At 65.8% G+C, this 25,359-nt stretch carries 17 protein-coding genes and 1 pseudogene; 7 read left to right on the plus strand and 11 right to left on the minus strand.

What is annotated here, in order from left to right; all coding sequences use genetic code 11:
* From ACH413_RS06695 to ACH413_RS06710, 4 genes are all read right to left on the minus strand, one after another.
* On the minus strand, positions 1-1,941 hold a 1,941-nt coding region (locus ACH413_RS06695), incomplete at its 3' end, for an NB-ARC domain-containing protein (RefSeq protein WP_396424900.1).
* Positions 1,942-2,189: 248 nt separating this feature from the next.
* Positions 2,190-2,576 (minus strand): integrase core domain-containing protein, encoded by a 387-nt coding sequence (locus tag ACH413_RS06700; RefSeq protein WP_360037038.1) that lies wholly within the window; start codon positions 2,574-2,576, stop codon positions 2,190-2,192.
* Between the two features lie 57 nt (positions 2,577-2,633).
* The gene (locus tag ACH413_RS06705; RefSeq protein ID WP_360037041.1) at positions 2,634-2,765 is read right to left on the minus strand and encodes a hypothetical protein; all 132 of its coding nucleotides are present in this window, start codon (positions 2,763-2,765) and stop codon (positions 2,634-2,636) included.
* A gap of 151 nt (positions 2,766-2,916) precedes the next feature.
* A complete protein-coding gene (locus ACH413_RS06710; protein ID WP_360037044.1) occupies positions 2,917-4,521 on the minus strand; it encodes a CHAP domain-containing protein in 1,605 nt (534 codons plus the stop codon).
* Between the two features lie 1,130 nt (positions 4,522-5,651).
* On the opposite strand from ACH413_RS06710, the gene ACH413_RS06715 reads away from it, so the two are divergent.
* Positions 5,652-6,341 carry a hypothetical protein gene (locus ACH413_RS06715; RefSeq protein ID WP_360037047.1) on the plus strand — a complete coding sequence of 230 codons (690 nt, stop codon included), beginning with the start codon at positions 5,652-5,654 and terminating at the stop codon, positions 6,339-6,341.
* On the opposite strand, the gene ACH413_RS06720 is transcribed toward ACH413_RS06715, so the two are convergent.
* Both ACH413_RS06720 and ACH413_RS06725 read right to left on the minus strand, forming a co-directional pair.
* The gene (locus tag ACH413_RS06720; RefSeq protein ID WP_360037050.1) at positions 6,335-6,649 is read right to left on the minus strand and encodes a hypothetical protein; all 315 of its coding nucleotides are present in this window, start codon (positions 6,647-6,649) and stop codon (positions 6,335-6,337) included. The two genes, ACH413_RS06715 and ACH413_RS06720, sit on opposite strands and share 7 nt — an antisense overlap.
* Before the next feature lie 181 nt (positions 6,650-6,830).
* Positions 6,831-6,938 (minus strand): annotated as a pseudogene (locus ACH413_RS06725) (integrase); the annotation flags it as partial.
* A 249-nt stretch (positions 6,939-7,187) separates the two neighbouring features.
* On the opposite strand from ACH413_RS06725, the gene ACH413_RS06730 reads away from it, so the two are divergent.
* Both ACH413_RS06730 and ACH413_RS06735 read left to right on the plus strand, forming a co-directional pair.
* Entirely contained in the window at positions 7,188-7,397 is a 210-nt protein-coding gene (locus ACH413_RS06730; RefSeq protein ID WP_360037053.1) for a hypothetical protein, read from the plus strand.
* A 261-nt stretch (positions 7,398-7,658) separates the two neighbouring features.
* Positions 7,659-8,672 (plus strand): DUF4917 family protein, encoded by a 1,014-nt coding sequence (locus ACH413_RS06735; protein ID WP_360037056.1) that lies wholly within the window; start codon positions 7,659-7,661, stop codon positions 8,670-8,672.
* Positions 8,673-8,732: 60 nt separating this feature from the next.
* On the opposite strand, the gene ACH413_RS06740 is transcribed toward ACH413_RS06735, so the two are convergent.
* Both ACH413_RS06740 and ACH413_RS06745 read right to left on the minus strand, forming a co-directional pair.
* Entirely contained in the window at positions 8,733-11,090 is a 2,358-nt protein-coding gene (locus tag ACH413_RS06740) for an AAA family ATPase (RefSeq protein WP_360037059.1), read from the minus strand.
* A gap of 382 nt (positions 11,091-11,472) precedes the next feature.
* Positions 11,473-13,488 (minus strand): hypothetical protein, encoded by a 2,016-nt coding sequence (locus ACH413_RS06745; RefSeq protein WP_360037062.1) that lies wholly within the window; start codon positions 13,486-13,488, stop codon positions 11,473-11,475.
* Positions 13,489-13,702: 214 nt separating this feature from the next.
* Between ACH413_RS06745 and ACH413_RS06750 the strand changes: the two genes are divergently transcribed.
* From ACH413_RS06750 to ACH413_RS06760, 3 genes are all read left to right on the plus strand, one after another.
* A complete protein-coding gene (locus ACH413_RS06750) occupies positions 13,703-13,831 on the plus strand; it encodes a hypothetical protein (protein ID WP_360037065.1) in 129 nt (42 codons plus the stop codon).
* A complete protein-coding gene (locus tag ACH413_RS06755) occupies positions 13,828-14,004 on the plus strand; it encodes a hypothetical protein (protein WP_360037068.1) in 177 nt (58 codons plus the stop codon). Before ACH413_RS06750 ends, ACH413_RS06755 begins: the two co-directional genes overlap by 4 nt.
* Before the next feature lie 216 nt (positions 14,005-14,220).
* Positions 14,221-17,271 carry an NACHT domain-containing protein gene (locus ACH413_RS06760; RefSeq protein WP_360037070.1) on the plus strand — a complete coding sequence of 1,017 codons (3,051 nt, stop codon included), beginning with the start codon at positions 14,221-14,223 and terminating at the stop codon, positions 17,269-17,271.
* Positions 17,272-17,967: 696 nt separating this feature from the next.
* Here ACH413_RS06760 and ACH413_RS06765 read toward each other — a convergent pair.
* The 3 genes from ACH413_RS06765 to ACH413_RS06775 form a co-directional block, all read right to left on the minus strand.
* Entirely contained in the window at positions 17,968-19,089 is a 1,122-nt protein-coding gene (locus tag ACH413_RS06765) for a recombinase family protein (RefSeq protein WP_360037073.1), read from the minus strand.
* Positions 19,077-19,448 carry a hypothetical protein gene (locus ACH413_RS06770; protein ID WP_360037076.1) on the minus strand — a complete coding sequence of 124 codons (372 nt, stop codon included), beginning with the start codon at positions 19,446-19,448 and terminating at the stop codon, positions 19,077-19,079. The genes ACH413_RS06765 and ACH413_RS06770 overlap by 13 nt, the downstream gene beginning before the upstream one ends.
* Positions 19,449-19,581: 133 nt before the next feature.
* Entirely contained in the window at positions 19,582-21,735 is a 2,154-nt protein-coding gene (locus tag ACH413_RS06775; RefSeq protein WP_360037078.1) for a tetratricopeptide repeat protein, read from the minus strand.
* A 105-nt stretch (positions 21,736-21,840) separates the two neighbouring features.
* On the opposite strand from ACH413_RS06775, the gene ACH413_RS06780 reads away from it, so the two are divergent.
* The gene (locus ACH413_RS06780) at positions 21,841-25,353 is read left to right on the plus strand and encodes a tetratricopeptide repeat protein (protein ID WP_360037081.1); all 3,513 of its coding nucleotides are present in this window, start codon (positions 21,841-21,843) and stop codon (positions 25,351-25,353) included.
* The last annotated feature ends 6 nt before the right edge of the window (positions 25,354-25,359 follow it).

Raw genomic sequence — 25,359 nt, forward strand, 5'->3', positions numbered from 1 at the left:
CTCCTCGAACGCGATCACCGCGCCGGCCGCATCACCCGGCTCCCCACGCCAGCGGGCGGCTTTGTGCCGGATGGTCAGGGTATCGGGGTGATCCGGACCGAGACAGCCGGTGGCCGTGGCCTGCAGCCGTCGGAAGTAGGCCGCCGCCTCGGCGAACAACCCGCTCTCGCCGAGACTGCTCCCGACCCGCGACAGCACGTCGTGCGCGCCGTCCGCCCACAGATGCTCGCCACCGGCCGTGGCGACCGCGTCGGCGTTGGCTCGCAGTACCTGCGCCAACTGGGTGTCTCGCTTGACCTCTGCCCACACCTGGACGAGCGCGTCCGCAGCGATCTGGGCCAGCACAGGTACACCGTCCCCTGTGACGCTGTCGCGGGTGGCCCGTTGCACCAGCGCGTGCACCCGCACTGCCTGGGACGGCGAGCTTGAATCCCGCGTGACAAGACTGAGCCGGTGCAGACACGCCACCCCCTCCCACGCCTGCTCGCCACTGACCACGTGCCCAACCCGCTGGGCCAGCATCTCCAGAGTGGCGGTGGCGCCAAACACCGCAGCGGGAATGCCGTTGGGGTCCAGCACGCTGGACAACTCCAGCAACGGCCTCGCCACCCCGACCGGCCTCAGCTGATCAGCGCGCTCGACCGACAGCGACCAGGTCGCGGCCGCCGTCGACCGGTGCTGGTCCGGCAGCCCCTCCACATCAGGCAGCAACGAGGACAACCGGCGCTGTCGATCCGCCCACCGCTCTCGGTAGTCAGCGCAGGACAAGCCCCGGTCCATTATGTACGCGGCGGCCTGGGCCAACACCAACGGTAGTAACCCCAACTCGCGCGCCAACTCCGCGGCACCCGCCAGCAGGTGCGGGTGATCTGCGAGGACGGCGTACAGGTAGGCGTTCGCCTCGGGCTCGGTGAACACGTCGATCTCTACGAGTTGGCGGCGGTGTCCCCGCAGGGCAGCGTCCCGCCGGCGGGTCGTGACCACCACCCGCCCGGTCGACGTGGTCGGCGGCCACAATCCGTCCAGGTCACGGGGGCTTTGCAGATCGTCGAGGACCACCAGCCAGTGCTGCGAGGCAGCGGCCAACCAGGCCAGCAGCCGCTGCGCGCCGTGCTCGGGCTGGGGGTCTTCTGCTCCGGTCAGGTCCACGGCCAGTCGCGCGTAGCCGGACACGATCGCCTCCCGGGAGTCGGCCGTGATCCACACCGACAACGCCACCTCGCCGATTGCCCATAGGTGTTCGGCGTAGTCCACGGCCAGCTGGGTCTTGCCCACCCCGCCCAGCCCAGACAAGACGCTGATCCTCGCCGGTCCGTCCGAGGTCAACACAGCCGTGTCACCGCGATCAACGATCCCGGCGACACGGCGGATGGCGTCTCGGTCCTGGAACGCGGCCGCGCGCGGCGGCACGGTCCCGGCCCGGTACGGCAAGGCGACCACCGGCCGGCCCGCAGCATAGTGGTGTTGGTGGATGCCGCCCGTGACGGTGCCGGCCTGCACCACCGATCCCGCCCACCTGGCGCACACCGTGTTGTCCACGCCGACCCCGGCTGGCGCCGCCTGGCCGGAGGGTGCCGTGCTCGCCGAGGACTCGGCCAGGGTGTCTGCCTCGGTTGTGTCTGCGCTCGCCTTACGCATCTCCAACACCTGAACCAGGGCGCGGTGTCGATCGCGCCAGACCCGCTCGGCCGTCAGATCGGCCAAGGTGTGCGGCAGGTTGCCGTGCTGATCAGCCCCGAGCGAGCAGCAGGTGGCGACGAAGGCCCAGACGACCTCCCACCGCGGAGCACGGATGAACTCGCCGCGCAACAGCGTGCTCAGACTCGACCGGCTCAACACCCCCGGCGCGCACCCGGCCACAGCCGACAGCGACGGAGCGCCCGCGAGCATGCGCAGCTCGCTGAGTTGAGCGGCGAACTGCTTCTGCGGGTCCACCTCCACGCTGCCACCCTCCCGGCGTCCAGACTCAACCGAACTTCGGACCCGGAAACCTAGCCCCGACCAGCCGCGTCTGTGTCGGCCATCCGGGTTCGGTTGACATGAGTCCGCCCGAACGGCCTACACGGTCATGGTGTTCACCGCCAGCTCGTCCATCAGCCACTACGGAGAGCACCATGACTCGCCACACCCCACATCGCGACACCCCGCCGCCTGTTATCCTGTGCCGCCCGGAAAGTCATCGCTGCAGCTCAAGCTGCATATCGGTACTCGTTGATCACACCACCGAGGATCCGCGTGCGGACGGGTCGACAGCCAGCGCCGTCAAGATCATGCGCCGCTCCTGGGTGCTCGTGAACGTCTGGTGGTAGCTGGTCACGGGCCTGGTGAGGCCTGTGCTCGTTGTAGTGCTTCTGATATGCCGCAAGTACCTGACGCGCATGACGTTCTCCCATGATGAGGACGTGGTCGAGAACCTCACGGCGGATGCTGCCGATGATCCGTTCGCAATGCGCGTTCATCCGCGGAGCTCGCGGCGCAGTCGCAATTACTCGTAGTTCCTCTGCCTCGAATACGGCGTCGAACGCGTCGCCATACTTACCGTCGCGGTCACGCAGCAGGAAGCGAAGGGACTCCATCCTGTGCCGCCCGGAAAGCCATCGCTGCAGCTCAAGAAGTATATCGGTACTCGTTGATCACCCCACCGAGGAGACGCGTGCGGACGAGTCGACGGCCAGCGTCGTCAAGATCATGCCCCACGCCGAGGTGCCCATGAACGTCTGGTGGTAGGGCTCGGTGCCGTAGCCGTAGCCGTAGCCGACCGCCACGGCACCGAGCCGCTGTATCTGCAGAGTGCTCGCGGCGCCTGGCCGGTTCTTAGTAGTCGCTTGTGGGCTGGAAGTCAGTCGTGGCCGTGGTCCGCTGCCGGTCCTCCCGTCTGGGGCGGAGAACGTTCACGAATAGGCGCCTGATTTGCGGCTACCGCAGTACTGGCTTGATGCCGTTGTAGCCGTATCCGTTGCCTGACCACCACATTTGCGGGTTGCCGAATGACGCGCCAGTCGATGAGCCGACGTAGACCGGTGATGCGGTGCCGCCGTTGGCGAGGAAGGTGAAGTCTGCTTTGCCGTCTGCGGTTACGTCGGCGACCATGGGGGTGATGCCCATCCAGCCGGTGCCCGTATCGCGCCACCATTGTTGTGGCGACAGGAATCCATGCCAGGTCGAGAGGAGAACGCTGGCACCGCTGCCGCCGGCGGGTTCGTCGGTGACGAGGACGAGGTCGGAGGCGCCATTGCCGTCGACGTCGCCGGTAGCGGGTTTGATGCCGGTGTAGCCGTAGCCGATGCCGTCCCACCACAGGCTGGGGCCCACGAAGCTGTGCTGTGAGGATGCGCCGACCCAGGCTTGGGCGTTGCCGTTGGCTGAGTTGGTCAGAAGAACGAGGTCCGCTGTGCGGTCTGGCAGGTGGTCGAGCGGGCTGACGGTGATGTAGGTCTCGGCGACCAATGGCGTGGTGTGTTGCCAGGACCAGCCGGGCAGGGTCAGCCAGGGCTGGTTCTGCAGCCAGTAGCCCTGGTAGGTGGACAGCATCGTGTAGATCGCCACACCACCGGGTTGCGGGACGCTGAGTATCAGATCGTCGCCGCCGTTGCCGTCGACGTCACCGAAACTGAACCTCGTAGCGTTGTAGTCGAACTGGTTTCCGCTCCACCACAGTTGAGGGATACCGAAGCCGTTTCCGTTGGAGAGTGCCACGTAGACGGCGATGCCTCCACTGCCGGCGTTGGCCGCGAAGACGTAGTCAGCTTTGCCGTCGCCGTTGACATCCCCAACGAAGGGTGTGATGCCAGCCCATCCCACGGTGGCGTCTCGCCACCACTGCGCTGGCAACTGCCAGAAGCCCTGCCAGGTCGACACGAGCATGGTGGCGCCGCTGCCCCCGGTCGGCTCGTTGGTGACCAGGACGAGGTCGGAGGCGCCGTTGCGGTCAACGTCGCTGAGATGACGGGCGCCGGAACCCGGGTTGGAGTTCGGCTGGTCCTTGAAGTGGATGAAGTTGCTCGGCCATTTCGCGTCGCCGGTGGTGATGGTGCGCCAGCGGAACGGGCCTGCGGAGTAGACGTCTTCCGACACGGTGATCGAGTTGCCGTTGACCGCTTCCACGTAGGCCACGTGGCCGTCCGGGCTTGCGCCGCCGGCGTTGGAGTTCCATTGGGCGATCGCACCGACTGTCGGCGTCTGGTTGACCAGGACACCGTGTTGGGATGCGTTCGATGCCCAGTGCGAGGCATTGCCCAGCTGGTAGTTCGGCGTGGCCGCGCCGTTGATCGTCATCACGTAGGCGGCGTAGTTGGTGCAGTTGTGTCCTGCGTAGGCGCCCCAGTAGCTGGACTGGACGTGCTGCTCGAAACCATGCGCTGTGTAGCCGGCGTTGATGCACGTGGCGTAGGAATTGCCTGCACACAACACAGTCACGCTGGCAGATGCCGTACTCGTGCTCGCGAGGATGAATGAAAGTGATGTGATCAAGACGGTGCCGAACGCGAAGGTTCGTCGCCGCCGTCGGATGGCGGGTTTCAAGTCGTCACCTCTTCAGGTTGTGCTGACAGGGACGATCAGCGGCTGACCAGGGTGGCCCAGGCCCTGCGGGCTCGTTCCGCAGAAAAGACCGAACGGGTACCGCTCGTTAAACTCCTACGTTGTGGTTCGTGGTGCCGCTGGGTTCTGTTTCGGCGCTCCCCTCAACTGACCTGTTTTTGTCCAGTCAGGTGAGTGGTCGGCGTCCCATAAGACGCGTGATCTCCCGCCGATGCCGTCACCGGTGACCGGGAAGGCCGATTCCCGGCTGATCGCTCTGGTGTGCTCGGCTCCGCCGGCCGGGCATGACCGATGGTCGTTGCGGCTGTTGGGAGAGCACCTCGAGCCCACCGAGGACAGGAATTGGCGGCTCGACCGGTCGGAGATCGTCCACTTCGGACGATGGTAAGGGGCCAACCGCCGGTGACCGATGATGAGCGGGAGACGCTGCGCACCTGGTTCCGCAGGGTGGGCCACCGTCTGCCACACGCAATTCCACGTAACGGCGGCCCCATTTGCAACGCACTATCATGCCGCTGAGCGCGCGGGGCGACCACAGACAGGATCAGCGCCGGTGAGCCTTAGGAGCACGGCGTGGGAGCAGATTGAGAGAGCACTTCGCGCGCTGAACCTGTCAGAACGGTCCTCAATGGACCTGAACGGACTCGCGCAGACCTGCAGGAGCCCTACTTCCCTGACGCTACAGGCGCCGCATAAATTCCGGACCACGGCGAATGCACTCTCATGCCGCCGAGCGCGCTGGTGTCATCAAACGGCGGTTCAGGGTGATGTGCGGATAGGGCTCCATAAGCCACCCGAGTGGCCGGGCTACGCCAACTCGTCCTCCAGACACCGGCACCCGTGATCGCGGACGCGCTCGGCTTCCACAGCAAGCACGTCACCCGAATCTGAGCCGACACAGGTGGTATCTGGAAGACCTACGCCCCCTGCATTCACAGCCGGTGAGGTTCACCGCGGAATACCAACTACTCGATCAATGAAGCCTGCCAGCCTCAAGGGCCAACTCCTGCGGGCGGAGGAAGCGGAGAACGCCCGCGTCTACCCGCAACCGAAACGGACCATCTGCCTCGGCCAGGTCCAACCCCACCGCAGGCCCGTCATAGGATCCGGTCATGGCGAACCGTTCGTACCTTTACAGCACCGGCAACCGGCCGGAGTCCTATGAGGACCGGCCGGAGACGGTCTCCGGGTTGTCGGAATGGCCCTACGCCATCCCGTTCTCCTTCCTGGTGCTCCTGTCCGGCGATCCCCGGCTGTGCGCGTCCCTGATCGCCGACGGGTTCGACGGCGAGCCCCCGGAGAGCAAGACCACGCTGTACGCCATCAGCGGTGAGTTCGACGCCGGGTTCGCACGCCTGACGAAGTTCGCCGCCGCCGTGCGCGCCGTGAGCGACGCCGAAGGCCTGCACGCCGGGCTCGCCGAGGCAGAGCGGTTCCTCGACGCGCACCGCGACCGGTACGTCCTGCTCGAGACCATCGAGCTCGACACCATGATCGAGAGCGGCGAGGACGAGCTGCGGGCGCTCATCGAGGGCCACCTCGACCTGTGCCGGGCGGCGGGCGCGGCCATCGACGCGCTGCCCGACGACGCGGCGGCGGCCGGGGCCGTGCTCGCCGCGGCGGCGGCCCAGCGGTCGGCGCCGCCGCTGGACGCGTTCCACGGGCTCGTGCTGACCGACGACTTCGACAACACCCGTGACGACAGGACCGAGAACCCGATCGGCCTCAGCTGGTGGACCGACGTCCTCTACTTCGCGCTGTGGAACCGGGCGGAGTACGCGGCAAACCAGCTGAATCAGTAACCCGCGGCGGCCAGTACGGCCTCGGCGATGGCCTCGTGCCCGGCCGGGGTGAGGTGAACGTCGGTGTCCGTGCAGAAGAAGTACGTCAGCGCGCACACCCGCGCCACCGGCGCCGGCGCAGGGCCGTACTCGGGGTCCTGGGCCGTCTCGGTCAGCGGCTCGTAGGCGCCGGTCGCGGCGGTGGCATCGGCGAACGCCGCGTCGACCTTCCCGTACTCGGCTCGAGCACCGAGGTGAAGAAGTCGCGGAACGGCGGCACCGACTGGCGGGCCAGGTCCTGCCCGTCCGGGAACGCTGTGCGTACCCAAAACTACATCCGCGCAGGTTAGGCGGCATGGCGGTGCTCGTGGACGACCGCTCCAAGACAGTCGATTTACGTTGAGGTGTTCGATCTGGCCGGGTTGAAGATGCTGGGGTCGATCCTCGCAGGGGTGCTGCGGCAGCGATTGACCGGTGGGTTCGGTGCTCGTTGTAGTGCCGCTCGCCCTCGCGCAGCGCGTGCCGCAGGTGGATGTGGTTCCAGATCAGCGTGCGGTCCAGCAGTTCGGCGCGAAGCGTCTTCACCCAGCGTTCGACGATGGAGTTCATGCGGGGCATCCGGACACCGGTCTGCACCGAAGGCGAAATGGACCAGCTCGGAGCTGAACGGTGCGCGGTTGTGGCATGCGCGCGGTCTGGAACTGGTCCGCGAGCTGGAAATGCCCAACACCTCGGACGGTTTCGTCGAGTCAGCGATGGCGATCGCCTACAGCCCGGTTGGTCGCGGCCGCGGGTCTGCACGGCACTGTGCGGTTGTGGCAGGTCCCGTCCGGCAGCCCGGTCCAGGGAACGGCCACGCGAAGTCGCGTGAACGCGATCGCGTTCAGCCCAGACGGCCGGATCCTCGTCACCGGCGACGATGACGGCGCCGTGTGGATCTCGGATCCGCACGGCCGCTGGCCCGCCACGCTGCTCGGCCGCCACGGCGACAAGGTGGCGTCACTGGCCTTCAACAGTGACGGCATCCTCGCCAGCGCCTGCAGGGACGGTCAGATCGTGGTGTGGAAGCGCGGCTAGCCGGGCCTTTGGTGCCCGGTCGTCCCCGCCGGCATTGACGACCGGGCCCCCGTGCTGTGGTGATTCTGGTTGCCGGAAACGGCCGTGGAGGCGCTGGACAAGCGCGATACTCGTGTCGCGCAAACTGCGAAGGCCGACGCTCCGGAGCGGCCGTAGGTCGACCGCCGTAGCGCTCCCGCGCCGCTCATCCCGAGCTACAGATCCGACGCGCCCAGGCGACGGCCACCGCACCGCGCACTGAGACAAGAAGAGGAACGACCGATGACCCCGCTGTCCGTGGATGCGAAGCTGCTCGACTGGTCGGACGTCGACGATGGCAGGTGGCAAACCCTCTTGGTAGGCAACGGCGCGAGCATCAACGTCTCCGATGGGTTCGGGTACGGATCTCTGTTCGATGTCGCCAGCCGCAAGTTCGACGCTTCCACCCTCGCCTTGTTTGATCGACTCGACACTCGAAACTTCGAGGCGGTCTTGGCAGGGCTGTCGTTGACGCGCGCGTTGACCGGCGCCGCGGGAGAGGCAACTGCCTGGGTCGACCCGATCTACGAGGAAGTGCGCGATGGCCTGTTCAACGCCGTCGGCGAGGTACACGTGGCGTGGGCGGCGATACCTGGCGCAACCCTGCAAACGATGGCTGCACACCTTGTTCAGTACCAGCAGGTGTTCACCCTCAACTACGACCTCTTGCTCTACTGGGCCATCCAGGACAACGTTGCCCAGGGACGCGTTGTGGACTTCATGTGGGGGCCGAACAACACCTTCAACAGTACCGATGCCCAGGTCTACAGCGGCAAAACCGGGCTGTACCACTTGCACGGAGGCCTGCATCTGTGGCGTGACGCGCTCACCGGAGTCACTGGAAAGCGGACAGCGTCGGGCACAAGACTGTTGGACAACATCCGCAACGCCTACTCGGCCACTGGTTCCCAGCAACCACTGTTCGTCAGCGAGGGTGACGCCGCCGACAAACTGAGCGCGATCCGCCGATCCGACTACCTGAGCTTCGCGTACCAGGCTTTCCGAGCTGATCAAAGTCCTACCGTTGTCTTCGGCGCAGGGCTTGGATCACCTGACAAGCACATCGTGGACGGCTTGTCCGCTGGACATCTCCGACAGATCGCAATCTCCGTCTATCCCGGCAACGGAACAAGCGCCGAAGTCGACATCATCAACACCAAGACCAACCTGATGCTGGCTCTCCCAGGCCACAACCTGACGTTCTTTGACTCCACCACCCACCCTCTCGGCACAACCGCACCTGCCACAACGGTTTAGCTGCTCCCGTCTAAATCAGCGGTCGACCGAACATCGTCGCGATACGCCTCGATCTACAGGCTAGTGTTCCTGGACGACGTTGACCTCGCGGTAGACCAAGGTGTCCAGAGCACGACGGAACGCCTTGAAGTCGTTAATCGGCTCAGTTGGCTCGTCCTCTAGCTGGAAGTTTCGTCGCATCCCTCGGATGTGGCTCTTCAGGTCCTCCGCGTCGACTGAGTTGTCCAGGCTCGCTTCGACTTCTTCCAGTAGAAGCGTGGCTTCTTCCCGTGTGGCGGTGGCCGGATGGTCGCGCAAAAACGAACGCTTCAAGCGCTTGATCTTGGCGCCTGTCTTCTCGGTCGTGATCTCGCGCATCGCTTGACGCTGCCGAGCACCCAACTCCCGGAACAAGATGCGGAAGTTGCTGGCCATGACCTCCGCCGCGACCTCGACCCCCTCGTCCTGACGGGCGACCTCGAGCACGTTGCGGGAGAAACCCACCTTGTCGAGGTGGAACCCTTCCAGCTTGACCACAGCTGCCTTCTCCAGCGCGTCGTGCGTACCGGAACAGCCCTCGAAGGACACGTCTTTCGTGGTGAGGGTACGGATCTTCGCTGCTTGATCGGGTTCCAGGAAGTCGTGTGCGTACCGTCGCACGGCGGCGATCCCGATCTCCAGTGGGACGAGGTCCTCGATGGCCACGACCCCACCAGGAAATGTGCTCACGAGTCCATCGCCGGCCAGATCACCGAGCTGCAGGACGAACTTGGACTCGATCAGCGGCATGCCGTCCGGACCCTTCCGAAGCGCCTTGCACGCCTGGTTGCCTGCGGTGTCGCTGTCGAGCAGGACGATCACGGCGGGCCGGTCGACATCGCGACCCCGCGCCAGATAAACCAGGTACGGGACATGGGACGCTGAGCCTGCCGGCACCAGTGTCAAGGTGTTGAGGTCGAGGTTGTCCAAAGAAGATGCCTTCTGCTTGCGCAGGTGCGCGGACATGCCCGCGAGCATGATCTGGTCGGACATGCCTTCCAACATCAGGTTGCAGTTGCTGATGAAGGTCGTCTCGCCGACAAAGCTGCCGAACGCGGACCGCAGCGGCTCGTAGTGGTTTCGCGCGGCGTTGCGCACGACGCGAGTGCCCTCGTCACCCTCGCCTTTCTCCAGGACGCGGATCCGTTCGCCGTGGTTCTTGTCGATCAAGAATGGTGAGTGCGTTACATAGACAACCTGACAGGCGGTCCGACTCGGGTCCTGCGGGTTCGCGAAGTCCTCAAAGATGCGGAGCAGGTCTTGCTGGCCTGTGCTGGACAGGTAGGCGTCAGGCTCGTCCATGAGAAGGATCTCGCGCGCACCGGACTTCGGGGCCTCGTGGGCGAGATACTGCACGAAGTAGCTGAGGAAGTACCTCAGCCCACCGCTGCGTTCGTCGGCGGAGTACTCGGTGCCGGTCCTGTCCCGGATCGTGAAGACCAGATCCTGATCCCGCAAGGTCAGCCTCAGCTCGAACTGGTGGTCTTGTGACCACCACTTCGGAAAGTTCAGCGATGCCGCGAGCTCGCGATTCATCCGCTCCACGATCCCGTTGGCGAAGCCGTCCTTGCTCGCGTCGACCGCCTTCAACAGCTCCTCGAACGCCGTGCGGTCGATGCCAGCCACCTTCAGCAGAAGATCGTCCGCGAGCGCGAGCTGCTCGTCGTGCTCTTCCGTCTCCACATCCACCGCGGCGAACGCGCTCATGATGTTCGACGCCGCCGCAGCGACCTGCTCTGCCGAGCGGAACCACGACGACCCGTTCTCCAGGATCTCGTTGAGAAACGACTGCCGTCCCTTGCGAGGACTGGTGCGCAACGACTTCTTACCGAGGGCGAGGTACTTGATCGGCACGCTTTCAGGCAGCGCGACGTCAGCGTTGATCTCAAACCACTGCGGGAGCGCGCCGTCGAGTGCCTTCTTGTCTTTGACGGCTAGCTTCTTCCAACCGTTGTCCTGCTGGAGGTAGACGACGGGGTCAGGTCCCCCCATGCGGAACACCAGGCAGGAGTCCAGTTCATCGTCCACTTCGGTCTTGCAGGCCTTGGCCAGGGCCGCTCGATCGGCCGGGTCCAAGCCCTTGAGCTCCACCCCGAAGTCAGGGAACGCCATGGTCTTGTTCACCGCGAAGTACTGCGAGTACCTGCAGAAGTCACCACGCTCAATGCCCTGCCCGGTGAGTGCGTGCTTCACCGCCCACAACAGCTGGCTCTTACCGGACTCGTTCGCGCCCACAACAGTGGTCACGCCGTCCTCCAGAGGCACCCTAACGAAGGGGAACTCCATGCCGTCCGACTCCAGCACGTCCCAAGGGTCGGCGACAAACCCCTCATCCGCCTTGCGCAGGTAGTCGAAGTTGAACGAGCGGAAGAAGCGGATATAGACGGTGGCGATGAACATCGGCGGCTCGCTCCAGCTCGTGGACCTCTGGGTACCGGCATGCTACGTCCGACGTCCGACAATTTCCGCCGCATAACGCACCCACGCAGCCACCACCGTCGCGTCTGCACACGCACGCGCACCGTCACACCGACTGGCTCTCACTCCATCCCAGCGTGTTCTGAACGCCCGGTGTCCGCGTCGAGAAGATACGAGCGACGCCCTCGGAACGGCTGGCCAGTCCGTGTCGGGGACTCGGCGCATGGCGGCTGCTAGGGATCCTGAACGATGCCGGCTCGACCCACCCGGCCACATCAGCAGGACGCGCCAGCTTTCGCCGGTCACGTCCTCATAAGACACGCCGAACCCGTTATCGTTGAACCAAACCCCACTAGGGCGCAAGTCATAACGCAGCGAGATAGGTCTGGATCTTGGCGTGCCGAAACTGGTACTCCATGCCGACGACCCGCAGGACGCCGCGCCTATGTGCGTCTTCGATGAACCTGGTGGCGCGCAGCGGCAATACACCCGCGAGCATCAGGGTCACGTGAACGGCGAACCACCGGCTCGCCGTAGCGCCGACTCCAAGCGCTGTTGCAATGGCACTTCCTAAGCACACGCCATAGCCAATCAAAGCCAGCCAGCTGAATTCCCCCTTGACGAGCAGCATAGCCAGCACGGCAAGGATCGAGATGAAGCAGACGACACACCATGCGACCAAGTCCTGCTTCAGTGCGACTGAGGGCTCGAAAGCCTGGTTCCTAGGCGAGGCGTTGACCAGCGCACCTGCGAGCGCACCCGCCGCACAAGCAATTCCCGCAACAAGAAATACGCTTAAACCCAACAAGAAGTTGGGGCCTTTCAGTCCAGATGAATCCATGAACAACTGAGCGCTGATTATAGTCCACATGAATCCAATTTGCCCGGCGAGAATCCCCACCTTCACGCCGATAGCGTTGAGTTCCACCCGGTACGGCACAACCCTCGGCACTTGCCTCAGCTCGTGACTCCATCCAGTGAAAACTAACGAGGTTACGAAGACAACGAGCACGACGACAAAAGCACCAGTCTGTCCTAACAACCTGCCCTTGGTGAACAATAGAAGTAGCGACGTCAGCGCCGCCAGAAGGACGACTGTCCCGACACCCCACGCGGCTGGAACCCCGACGACCGAGCGCAGGGACCACAGCCTGAGCGAGCCGTCGCCTCGCTTCGTCATCTGCCGTGCCAACCCTCCCAGCCACTGCTCAGCCAGCTCAGGCCGGTGCTCGCTCTGCTCCCCAGGTACCGACCGGTACACCGTCGGCAGGTAGGCCGCCAGAAGTTCCCGCTCCACGTCACCGGTTTCCAGCAATACCCCAGGATCCGCACCGGGATCGCGGTAGGCGATGCGAGCCAGATAAGCCATCAACGGCGTGGACAAGGCAGTGGCGAGCACGCCATCCGGTTCGTCCCGAAGCCGCTCGGTTACGCCAGCCCACCGCTGGTCTCCGTTGACCAGCCCAGCCGTGAGATAGCCGGCGATCTCGGTGAAGGACACGGGTTCCAGCTCCACCACAGCGGCGCGCGCCAACGGTGCTCCGACAGACGCGACCGCGGCCTCGTACTCCTCAGCCCGGCAGGTCAGTACGAGTGGCCGCGCGCCGCCGATCGCCTCCGTGAGTGCCGCTATCGCTTGAGGGCGTGCAGATTCCGGCATCTCGTCCAGGCCGTCCAGCACCGGTATCACCAGGCGCCGGTCAACCAACCGCCGTGCGGCGTCGCGGCCGTAGTAGCGCTTCGCGATCAACCGGGGGTAGTCGACCGCGAGCCGCCGGGCCAGCCAGGTGTCGAAGTGGACGCGTTGCGGGTCCCATCCCATCAGGTTCAGTAACACCGGCACTGGATCGCCCGGTGCGCGGGTGGCGACGATCTGACGCACCAGTAGCATCGCGAGCGAGGACTTGCCGGAACCAGGTGCGCCGATCACGACCAGCTGGCGGGACGGCAGCCGGGCCCACGTGGCGGCGACGTTGCTGACGTCATCGGTGAGACGCAGACGGGTGGGCGTGACGCCTGGGGTGGCGTCGAGGATCTCGGCCGCACGCGGGCTGACCGGGCGCGAGGTGGATCTCCAGGCCACTCTCAACGGTTCGGGGTGCAGCAGCCCGCGGATGCTGGCCTCCCGCTCGCACTGGCTGTCGACCAGCCGGGCGAGCTCGTCCACGGCCAGGTCCAGCTGAGCGAGCGGTTCCTGCCCGCCCGACCTGCGTGCCGCGGCCATCGACACGACCGCCAGGGTCAGCGCAGCAACGCCGGCGAATCCGCTCACGACGCTGGACGCCCTATCCGCCGTTTCCAGCCAGTCCTTCAGCCACAACCACGCGACGAAGGCGGCCACACCGACCGCGCTGACGATCCACCACACTGCACTGCGCACGACAGACTCATCGCACGCAAGGCTCCAAACGCTTCAAAGCGGGTTCGTTGTGGGTGCCGAGAAGTGCGTCCATGCAGGTCAATGGGCATCGGAGGGTAGCGGTCATCATCCGGCATGATCGCGGCCGTGCAGATTCGTTCCACTTACCCTGTGCCGGCAGAGCGCGTCGCGGTGGGTGCGCACCCACCGGTCGGGGTCGCCGATTGGTGAGGTCGTGTATTCAACTGTCGGCGACCTGTGCTGGCAGCTCGTCGCGGGGTTCCTTCCCGAGGCGACCCGCTGGCCTGCTCACCGGCGGGCGATCGTCCAGTTGAAGAACCCGGCCACGGCTGCGCCGGCGTGACCTTCAACGTCAGCGGCGTCATCGCGCTGACCACCCTCGCCTCGACCGGGGCGACGTTCATCGCGATCGCTGGCTTGAGCATCAAGATGATCGAGTTCCTCACCCCGCGAGCGGCGCTGCCCGGCTGTCGCCCGGCGTCCATCGAGAGCTTCGTCCGCGTCGCGCTCGTCTAGACCTAGAACATGCCCGGCGAGTACACCATCCGGGCAGGCTGACCGACATCCTGAGCATCTCCAGAGCAAGTACAGGCTGATCCCAATGGCTTGATCATCTGGGTAACAAGGTTGTTGGGACGGCCGACTAGAGCAACGTGACAGCTAAAGCGTGTCGGGTCGGACTTCGCATCGTGCAAGCCGTGCGGCTGCGCAGTGCCGCCGCAGGGGTGAGGAGTGGCTGAGCCGTCCCAAGTGACGCAGAACGTCATGGCGGGGTTCGCGGGAGCCGTCGTGCAGGCAGGAACCATCGTGTTCGGCGCGAACGGCGATGTTCCGGTCAACGAGGCGGTCCGCGACCTGAGGCCGTTGTTCGCAGACGTGCTCAGCGACGGCTTCACCGGCCGTCGCTGGCTGATTGAGCAGATCGACATCTTCCTGGCTGAACGGCCGGGCGGCTACCTGTGGGTCGAGGGCGACGCGGGCGTCGGGAAGACCGCTCTGGCGGCACATCTCGTGCGCGAACGAGGCTGGCCGGGTCACTTCTCGCGGCTGACGCGGGGAGGCTCGGCCCGAGGAGCGTTGCGCAACCTGGCCGGGCAACTGGCGCGCTCGCACGACCTCGTCCCCGACGGCCTACTGCCCGAACGGTGGTGCACCCCGGAGGGTTTCGAGGCGTTGCTCGCCCGCGTCCCGACTCCGCTCGTCTTGGTCGTGGACGGCGCCGATGAAGCCGAACAGGTGCCTGGGACGCAGCCGTGGGGTCTGCCTCTGGAGCTCCCGCCGGGCGTCTTCGTCGTGGGCACCTACCGAACCGGCAGCCCACCGCCGAAGGCCGGCTCGGTGCTGCGCCTCACCACTGCCGATCCCCGCAACATGGCCGACGTGGAATCGCACGTCGCGCGCTTACAACCAGACAGCGACCTGGTCACACGCTGCGGCGGCGTCTGGGTCTACCTCCGCTACGTCCTGAACGAGATCCGGCAGGGCATCCGCTCGGCGGCCGATCCGTTGCCCGCGGACCTGACGTCCTACTACGTCGAGAACCTCGAGCGCTGGAGCCGCTTGGACTGGCCCAACCTCCTGCCGCTCATCTCGACATTGGCGGTGGCGGGTGAACCACTCGGCGCACGAGAGCTCGCACATCTGTCCGGTGTGGACGAAACCGTTGTGCGTGAACACTGCCACCGCACGCTGCGCCCGTTCCTCGGCGCCGTCGACGGGCAAGCGGGCCGCGGTTTCGCCTGGTACCACGCCAGCCTGCGCGGGTTCCTGCTCGGCGTCCGCCCCACCGAGGACAGCCCCGAACAGGAGTGGAGGTGGTGGGACACCCTGAACTCGGCCACCACGATCGCACACGACCGCGTCGCAGAGCACTACCTGAATCACTTCGGTTTTCTGGAGGCGGGGGTGCCCGCGCTGGTGGACTCCCCCGCGCTCGCCAACGTCGACGGCGGCTATCCGTTGCGGCATCTGGCACGTCATCTCGTAGGCGCGGGCCGAGCAGCGGACCTACACCAGCTGCTCCGTGCGGACGATCCCACCCGGAACGGCCCTCCCGCGTGGTTCGCCGCACACGACCAAGCCGACACGGTCGACGATTTCCTCGCAGACCTGGCGCTCGCACGTGATCTCCACGCCCACGCGGCTGACCAAGCGCTGCTCACCGGGCAGTTGGCCCCGCAGCTGTGCGACGAGACGCTCTACGACCTGATGGTGGCGTCCGTGGTCAGCCGCACGAACGCGATCTCGGCCGAACTGGTCGCCGCGCTGGTCTCGGGAGGTGTGTGGACATCAGCAAGAGCGGTGGCACACGCGCTCAGACTGGGCACGACCATCGCCCGCGCGCACGTCCTGACCATGATTGCTGCCGAGAGTCCCGACGCCGGCGTCCTCACGCTGGCACGTGCTGAGGCAGAGAAGATCGAGTCGCCGTATCCCCGCGCCGAGGTGCTGCTCAAGCTGATCGCCCTGGACGCGACCGCCAGACCGGACCTGGTCGCGAAAGCGTTGCATGCCGCCGAAAACATCTCCGGCGATCGCCATCGAGCCGACGCCATCGCGGAGCTCGCCGGCTGGCTGAACCGAGATCAGCTCGGCACCGCGCGAAGATTCGCGGACGAGATCACCCATCCTCGCGCCCGTGCGCAGGTTCTGACCGCGCTAGGTGACGAGACCGGTGCCCTGCACGCCGTCAGCGCGATCAGCGGTGAGCGGGAGCGGGCAGAAGCGCTCATCTCACTGGTGCCGCATCTGGCTCAACGCCGGCTCCAACGAGCCATGGCCGTGGCGTGGTCGATCACGGGACACAACCGGATCGTCGCGAGGGCCGCAGTGTCCCTCCGCCTCCCAGAACGCGACAAGCTGCTCGCCGAACTCCTGAACACGCCCGTCAGCCCGGACCACAAGGCCGTCGCGCACGCGGCTCTCGCTCCCCACCTGCCCGCCGCAGTTGATTCCGCTCTCTCCTCCATCGCCTACATGGGAGACCCGGACCGGCGCGCAGACGTCCTGGCAGAGCTGGCCCCCTTCCTGAGCTGGCACCAGCTAAGCACGGCGTTGCGCGACGTAAAGTCCCCTCGTGCTCGCATGCGCTGTCTTACCGCCTTCGCGGCGCACCTGGCCGAACCGGCGGAGATTCTCCACAGAGCGTACTCGGCGGCCATCAAGATTTCCGACGCGCACGACCAAGCGGAGGCGATGATCGAGCTGGCTCCTTTGCTCCCCCCAGCCATGCGGCGCCGGGTACTGGGAGAAGCGCTCGTCGCGGCCACCGTGGTGGAGGAGGAAGTGGGCGGCCGCGACCAGCCCGCAGGACTCAGGTGGCACGGTCCCACCCAGACACACGGCTGGTCGGATCCCTTAACGGTCACGTCCATCCAGATGAAGGTTGTGCGAGAACGTGGTTCCGTCGCACCGCAGGAACTGCACGATCTCACGGGAGCGCTGGCGAACGCGAGCAGGCTCGTCGACGATCGGCTGCGATCGGCCGCCCTGGCACGACTGGTCCCGCACCTGACCACAGCGGACCAGCTCGCAACCGCTCTGGACACCATGCCGTATGGGGACCGGAGCCTGCTCTGCGCCGTGGTGCAACGGGCGGGCGAGGTGGTCACCGACGACCTGGTGTTCGCAGGGATGCTTCGCCGAGCGTTGCACGGCGTCGGCCGCAGGACGTGCACCGCCGTGCTGGCAGCGGCGTTGGGCAGGCTCGCCGTGCTGACCGGTCACGAAGGGATCGACTGGCTCGACGCCACCCTGGCCCAGGTCCACCGGTGGTGGCCGTGAGCTCAGTTGCCACGAGACCCGTCTGAGGCCCGGTGACCCGCGGCAGTCCTGCCCGCAGACGTGATCATCGACCAGACTCCGGCCGCTGTGCGTGCCGAAAACCGCATTCGCGCAGGTTGAGCCACATGGCGATACTCGCGGACGACTCCGCTGAGACGATCTTGCCGATCTACGCACAGTTACGGCATCGCCCGCGCCTACGCCGTGTGCGTGCCGAAAACTACGTCCATGCAGGTCAAGGCTCATGGCACGACTCGTGGGTGACTCAGCCGAGAAGATCATGCCGACCTGTGGTGAAGCGTTCGATCTGAGCGGGTTCGACAGGCTGAGGCTGGCCCGCAGGGGTGCCGCGCCAGCGAGCGATCGGTGGGTTCGGTGCTCGTTGTAGCGCCATTCGTACTCACGCACTCACGCAGCGCCTGCCGCAGATGGGCGAAAGATTGATTAGTGCCGACTGGCCCTCCATAGTGGATTGGAGCTATCCAATAGCGCATGAACACGCAAACTGCGCACGCTTGCTACACGTGGGGGGTCAAGTCCCCCCTTGAACCGCGATCTGCGGTACGGGTGCTCCAACTGGTCATGTACGGACACACCGTGGACGACGAAGCCGTCAAGCTTCAACGAAAACCGCTGGTAGAGCGCGTGGGCGTAGTGGTCAACTCCGGCCTCGGACATTCTCTTACCCCACGGGATTCACCAGAATCCCGTGGGTAATTCATATTCGGCCACTTCTACGTCAGCGCACCAATCCAATGCGAGTGCCGGCTGAACTGGGCGACGAGCAGGTTCCAAAGTTCTCAACGTTAGTTGTGCGGGGCGAATTTCAAGACACCGGTCGTCATAGTGAATCTGCAGACGCTGCTCGCGGACGTGATCAACCAACTCCTCACCCGCTCCTTCTGCCACGGGTCGAGCGGTCCGCTCAAGTAGGTGCGGCAGTGCCTTGAGCAGATGGTCTTCCCGGACGTAGATGTTCCGCGGTTCGCTGTCAGAACGTCGCTTGACGCTCGTGAAGCCATGCCGGCAGCGATAGCCAGCTCGCCCGTGAACCCAGTGCCCGTCCATCCGGCGGCCACACAGCCCGCACACGACGAGGCCCGCCAGCAGGTAGCGCCGTACCTCGCCGTCCTCGGCAGGCTTCGCTACTCGCATCCCCTGCACCGCGACGAACGTCTCGTCATCGACGAGTGGCTCGTGCGCGATCCGCTCGGACACCTCCCACTCGCTAACCGGGTTGTATCGCAGTGCCCCCGAGCCGCGGCCGCCGGCACGTCCACCAGGCCCGTGACCGGTTGTGCTGCTTCGGTTCCACACCTGTCGGCCGGTGTAGCGCGGGTTCCCCAGGATCATCGCCACTGTCCGGACGATCCACCGCTCCCCCGACCTGTGCGTGTTCCGCTTGGGGTCGGCACCCGACGGGCACACCACGCCACGCTCGTTGAGCTCGCGCGCCAACGACGCCACCGTCCGACCCCGAGCACGTTCGACGAACATCCACCGCACCCACGGTGCCGTCACCGGGTCCGGCGCCAGCACCTGTATACGCCGCCCCCATCGCCCATGCACCGGATTCGGATGCCGACCACCATCAGCAAGCCGATAGCCGTATGGAGGTCGGCCACCCAGGAAACGCCCCTGTAACCGCGTCTGAGACCGCATCGCCGCGAGCACGCGCTGCCGCGCACGCGCCACCTCACGCTGCGCCTGCGCGCCCAGCAACACCATCAGAGCCTCGTGCACAGGGCTGCCGAGTTCCACTGGGCCGCCCGCTTCCGGCAGCCACACCTCGACACCCAGTGCGTTCAGCCGAGCCACGACCTCACGGAACTGATCACCATGAAAAGCGCGCTCGTACCCCCCACAACGACCGCATCGAAGTCACGATCAGGATCCGCAGCGGCGACCAGCAACGCCGCAGCCTCCGGACGGTCCAGCCACCACCACCGCCGCGACACACCCACATCGAAGAACTCCACAACGACCGAGCCGACACCCTCGATCAACTCATCCGACACGGCGCGCTGCCATGCACGCGACGTCTGGACGTCCTGGAACTCACTCGTCGACATCCGGCCGTAGAACGCAAAGCGCAGGCCAGGCTCCTCAGACTGTGCCCCTAGGCGGCGACGCCCCATTAACGCGGCAACCAGTTCGGCGTTCGTCAACGTGGCCATAGTCAGCTCCCTCGGTCAAAACCGAGACCCAGCTGCCAGAAGCATCGTGACGACGCCCTGTCCATCTCCACCCGAACAGACCAAGAGCAAGCCACACCAGACATCAGGCCAGCTCCCATCACGGCAAGCCGACTCAGATGTCACCTAACGGTGCAGCAGGTCCCTCGTCCGACACCGCTCGCTGCCATGGCCGCGACGTCTGCGGATCAGCTCTTGCCCCAAGCCACGCGGTCGCTTTGTGCAACGAGCGCTGGTCACCCAGCTCGCGGAACACTGCAGCCGCACGCTCCAGTCTCTCGGTTCCCTCGTCGCGCTGCCCGAGTTCGAGCAACACCAATCCCAGCACGGCCGAGCTCTTCGCCTCCCGGTGGCGGTCCCCCAGGGCCTCGCGGAGTTCGAGTGCTTTGCGCAGCCGGTCGGCCGCCTCCGCCGGCTGGCCGCTCCGCTGGCACGCAACCCCGAGGTTGTGCAAGATCTTCGCTTTGCGTTGCTCGTCACCGGTCGTGCTCACCAGTTCCAGCGCCTGCCGGAAGCAGCCAAGGGCAGTGGCGTTGTCGCCGGAGTCGAGGTGCACGAGGCCCTCGTTGTTCAGCACACGTGTCTGCCCCAGGGTGTCGTCGAGTCCTATCCACAGTTCGTTCGCCTTCCGCAGCGCGGCGAGCGCGTCATCGCCCTCGCCGCGCTTGCGCAGGACGACTGCGAGGTTGTTGAGCGCCTCGGCTTGGCGGCGGTCGTCTCCCGTCTCCTGGAAGTAGGCAAGCGACAGGTCATAACAACGCGCCGCGTCCTCGTACCGGCCCAAGTCGCGAAGTGCCATGCCCAGATTCATCCTCATCCTGACCACGGCGTGCGGGTCGTTCACGCGTGATGCCGACGACAGGGCAAGCTCGTCGATCTGAACCCAGAAGTCCCATAGTTTGCGCAGATCGAAGTAGGTGAACAGCGACTCGGCCAAGCCGATCACCGATCTGTCCAGCCCCGCATTGTGTGCTTGCGCGACCACCGCAACGATGTTGGGGAGTTCGGGGTCGATCAAGCGCAGCATCTCGTTCGTATCGCCGCCCAGTGCGGGGAGCCGTCGATCTGTTGCCCGGCACAGGCCCAGGTAGTAGTCGGTGATCCTGCGGATCACGTCGGCGCGATCCGGATCGTCCGCCGCGCGCTGGCGCGCGTAGAGCAGCACCAGGTCGTGCATGCGCCATCGGCCGCGGACAGCGCCTGTTTCGATCAGGTTCGCCTGATGCAACCGACGCAGTCCGGCTAGGCTATGGCTCGTCCCGCCGAGCACGGCATCGGCCATCTCTGTCGAGAAGTCACTACCGGGATGCACCGCGAGCAGGCGAAATAACCTGGCTGTCTCATCGTCGAGCTGACGGTAGGACAGATCAAACGCTGACCGCACGGCGAAACTCCCGTCGTAGCTCAACTCCTCCAACCGGACCTGCTCGTCGGCCAGCGCCTCCGCCATCTCCCCAAGTGGTTGTTCCCGATCGGCCGCCAGCAGCGCGCCCGCGATCCGGATGGCCAGCGGCAGTCCCCCGCACATCTCTGCGATCCGCTCCGCCTCGGTGTGCTGCGCGACCATCCGCGGGTCGCCAGGGTCCGCTGCGACCAACTGATGGCGCAGCAACTCCGTCGCCGCAGCGGGTTCCAGCACTCCGAGCCGGAACAACACGGCCGCCTCGACGTCGGCCAATGTGTGCCGGCTGGTGGCCACGACACGGTGCCCCGGCACGCCGGGCCGCAGTTCACGCAGTTGGTCGCTACTGGAAACGTTATCGATGACGATCAGCATCCGGTCACCTGCCTTTGCCCGCGCCGCCAGCATGGTGCGCCACAGACGTGCCCTACCTGGTCCGTCCGCCGGGATGTGCTCGCCAACGACACCAACGTTCTCGAGCAGGCTCGCCAGTGCCACCTCCGGCCGCACCCGGCTCTCCGCCGCGTCGTAGCCGAACATGTCGATCATCAACACGCCGCCGGGGAACCACCCGCGCCGGGACGCTTGATGGGCGGTAGTGAGGACCAGCGCCGTCTTGCCCACGCCCGCGAGGCCGGACACGACGACGGCGCCGCCCGCACTCGCCGCGCGATCATTCGGTTCCACCATTCCCAACAGGCGGCCGAGTTCCTCCTCCCGGCCGAGCAACGCGGGTACGGCCGGCGGCAGGCCCATTACCGCGGTGGGGCGCGGGTCGTTCGTGGTCATCGTGACGGTGCCGGCCTGCACCACGTTGCCAATCACGGATCCGCTTACCTCGTTGCGCGTGTCGAACGCTTCCGGCATCCCCCGAGTATGGAGCGTTTCCAATGCCTCGTGCGGCCGATTCAGTTGATCACGAACGAAGTCTAAGTTCTTGGGATCGGTTCACGCCGGGGTAGGAGGGGCGCAGTGAAGGAGCGACTCGGGAATCGGGACGGGTGGAAACGTCATCTGGACGACGCCGTGGTGGACGCTCTGGAGCGGTGGCTGCCAGGCGGCTACCGGCTGGACCTCGAAAGCTGGTTCGACGACGGCAGGAGCGGTGAGCCCGTCGGTCGTGTCACGCTCAACTACGACAACGGCAACGTCGCCCAGGCCGTGATCAAGTTCTTCAAGGACGACAACAGGGACAGGATCAACAATCTGCGCAACGCGCCGCGGAATTCCGGTGACTTCGGGCGGCATCTCGCCGAGGTGTTCGACCGCACCGACGATCTCGGCGGTTGGCGGGCCGTCTTCATGGCCCTCGCCAGCGGTGGCCTGAAGCGCGTCAAACAACTCACCGAGCTCACCGGGGACCACGACTTTCCTTCGCTGTGCGGCCAGATCACCGAATCGATCATCCACGGCTGGAACCCTGGTCGCCCTCGGCAGCAGGAAGGCATCACCGTGGGCAAGCTGCTCGAAGGCTTGCTGCGACCGCACAAGCGCCTCCGCCTGGTCAAGAACTGGCTGCGCGACCGCGAAATCGACGTCACCCGCTCCGATGGATCGTTCGAGACCAGGCTGAAGCGCGCCGCCCACCTGACGAACCCTTTCGTGCTCGTTGAGGGCCACCTCGCTGCACTGCCGGTCCCCCACCTCGTGATCGGCAACGCACACGGCGATCTCAATGGCCGCAACATCCTGGTACCGCGCAACATGCCCGACAGCGAGCTGTACCACCTCATCGACTACGACCGGTTCGAGGACGACGCGCCACTCGCCCGGGATCCGATGAACCTGCTCGTCTCCCTCGCCCTGGACTTCCGCGCGAAACTCAACGATCGCAGGCTCGATCCCGTCCTGGCGGAGCTGCTCGTCAACCCCGACGCCGACGTGGTGGACTACCAGCTCGGGAACTTCAGGCAGGCGTGTTTGGAGGTGCACCGCAGGACCACCCCGCGCCGCGAATGGGCTCTGCACGACGAGTGGAGTGAGCAGTGCCAGCTCGCACTCGTCGGGGTCGCCCTGCGGCGCCTCGGCCGGAAGGACACCGACGACGACAACGTCAAGGAGTGGTGCCTGTACCTGGCGGCACGCGCCACCGAAAGCTTCGTCGAGTCCAGGAAGTCGCCCGAGCCGCACGCAGCTGTGACAGCCAGCATCCATGCCGTGCGGGACGCGCACGGCATGGTCGATCGCCAGAAGGATCTTCGCGACCTGCACACCAGACTGGCCGGCGGGACTCGCGGCGTGGCCATGCTGCTCGGCACCAGGGGCATCGGCAAGACCAAGCTGGTGGACGCTGCTGTCGCCATCCTGAAAGACGTCGAAAATACCGCTCCGTCACCGCACCTGCCTCGTGTTCACCGACATTCCGTGGACGTCGCCGGTCCGCTCGACGCGAAGACGCTCGTCAACTACCTGCAGGACACCGGCCGCGAGAGAGAGTCCCGCGACGACTCCGCGGTGGTCAGGCTCGAGACCGTGCTGAAGGCGCTGGGCGACACCCCGGTAGTCGTTGTGGTCGACGGCGTGGACAGCCTGTTGGAACCGGACAGCAAGCAGCTGGTGGACCCGTATCTCGACGCGGCACTGGAGACGGTCGCCACCGAGGACGACCACCAGGTGACGGTGCTGCTGGTCAGCAGAGAGCAACCGGCCTCTCCCCGTAAGCACACATGGTCCAACGCAGACGGGGCCATCCCTCTGCGCCGGTTCGACCCACCCGAACTCCGCGAGTATTGGGAAAGCCTTGCCCGCCAGTACAAGCGCAACCAGGAAGAGACGTCCCTCGACGACATCTGGCCGGGGCTTTACCGCGGTCTGCAGGGCAATCCACGGCTGGCCGAGCTCGCTCACGCGGTCGTCGGCATCGCGCGCACCGACCTCGATCTGAAGTCACTCACCAACGTGTTGGGCAAGCAGCTCCGCACGGAAGTGCACAACTACCTCACGCTGCGGATGCTCGAAGGGCTGAAGGGAACGAGGAAACGGGTCATCAGGGCGCTGGCGGCGTTCGGCACTCACGTCCCGGCCTCTGCGGTGATGGAGCTGGTCCCAGAGAAGACATCTGCCACCGTGAAGAGGGCGTTGCGGGATCTCGCGGCGAACCGCGTGATCCACGAGGTCGTCAAGGACCGGTACGCGGTCCCGCGGGACGAGGCTGCGCTGATTCTGCGTGCGATGCCCGAGGACACCGAGGTGCTCTACTTCCGAGCCGCCACACAACTCGGCTTCCTACGCCATCCGGATCCTCACAGCGTCGGCGACCTGCGGACGCATTTCGCGGAGATCAGGGCGTTGCTCAACGCGGGCGAACACGGGTCGGCGTACGGGATCATCAGCCTGACGCACGACGTGCTGGACCAGTGGAACTGCGAGCATCTCCTGCTCACCGAACGCGAAGAGGTGCGACTCCGGCTCCAGAACGAACTGGACGCGATGTCGAACCACAACGCGCTCGCCCGCATCTACGAGTCGCTGGGGAAACGCGGGGCCGCAGAGGAGTTTCAGGCGGCGCTCTCCATCGCGGGCCAGCACGAATGGAACCACGACATCGTCAAGATCCACGTGAACTTGGCGAGGATGCACTGGGGCAGGGGCCACTTCAAAGAGGCACTGGATTTCTACAAAGAGGCCAGAAAGCTCGCGGTGCGATTCGATGACCAGATGGCGCTGATGAGCGCGCTCGAAGGCATCGCCAGGTGCCAGCAGCGGCGTGGCCGCTACCAGCGAGCCATGAAGCTCGCCGAGGCCGCGCTCCTTCTCCCCGACCACCCGAGCTTCCCCGACACCGCCAAGGCCCTGACCTTCGCCGCCACCCGGCGCATCGAGATCTCGTTGTGGCTGGCCCGGCGGCACATCGAACTCGGGAGGCGCCACGACGCCGAACGCATGGTCGACGCCGCGCTGGACATCAGGAAGACCCGCTCGAACGACTGGCTGCTGGCGCCGTGCCTGGACGGACGAGCTGACCTCCTGTTCGACCTCGAGCGGTTCGACGAGGCCAGAGAAGCTGCCGTGCACGCCGTAGCCCTGGCCCAGAAGGTGCACAACGAGGAAGTGCTCCAACGAGCGCGGGTGACCCTGGCCATGATCTACCTCAGCACCGATCAGTCACCGCAGGCGTGGAACGAGATCGACAAACTGCGCCGCCTCCCCCACAGCCGCGGCTCACTGTTCGCGCTGGCACTCCACGCGCTCGCCGGCCACCAGAAGGAATACGAGGCACGCACTCGGTTCGAGGACCTGTTCACCGAATCGACCGAACGGACGATGTACGACAGGTACGACTTCGCGGCCTGGAACTTCCGTGGTTTTGCGTTGTGCGGCCTCCACCTCCACCGAGGAGACGATCTCGCCGAGGCAGTGACGTCGTTCCGCGCCGCCCAAGCGCTGACACCGCCGTCGCGGATCCTGACCGGCCGAATCAGGTTCCTCGTCGAGCAGCTGCACGAGAACGACAGGCTGCGCACCGCCCTCGACGCACTCACCTGACGCGCG

The sequence above is a fragment of the Lentzea sp. NPDC020367 genome, from assembly GCF_044387305.1.
In the GTDB taxonomy this organism is placed as follows: Bacteria; Actinomycetota; Actinomycetes; order Mycobacteriales; family Pseudonocardiaceae; genus Lentzea.

What these genes read in the sequence shown, in the direction of transcription:
- ACH413_RS06700 (WP_360037038.1), bottom strand. Translation starts at nt 2,576, where the DNA reads ATGGAGTCCCTTCGCTTCCTGCTGCGTGACCGCGACGGTAAGTATGGC.
- ACH413_RS06715 (WP_360037047.1), top strand. Translation starts at nt 5,652, where the DNA reads ATGGCGAACCGTTCGTACCTTTACAGCACCGGCAACCGGCCGGAGTCC.
- ACH413_RS06775 (WP_360037078.1), bottom strand. Translation starts at nt 21,735, where the DNA reads ATGCCGGAAGCGTTCGACACGCGCAACGAGGTAAGCGGATCCGTGATT.
- ACH413_RS06770 (WP_360037076.1), bottom strand. Translation starts at nt 19,448, where the DNA reads ATGGCCACGTTGACGAACGCCGAACTGGTTGCCGCGTTAATGGGGCGT.
- ACH413_RS06735 (WP_360037056.1), top strand. Translation starts at nt 7,659, where the DNA reads ATGACCCCGCTGTCCGTGGATGCGAAGCTGCTCGACTGGTCGGACGTC.
- ACH413_RS06740 (WP_360037059.1), bottom strand. Translation starts at nt 11,090, where the DNA reads ATGTTCATCGCCACCGTCTATATCCGCTTCTTCCGCTCGTTCAACTTC.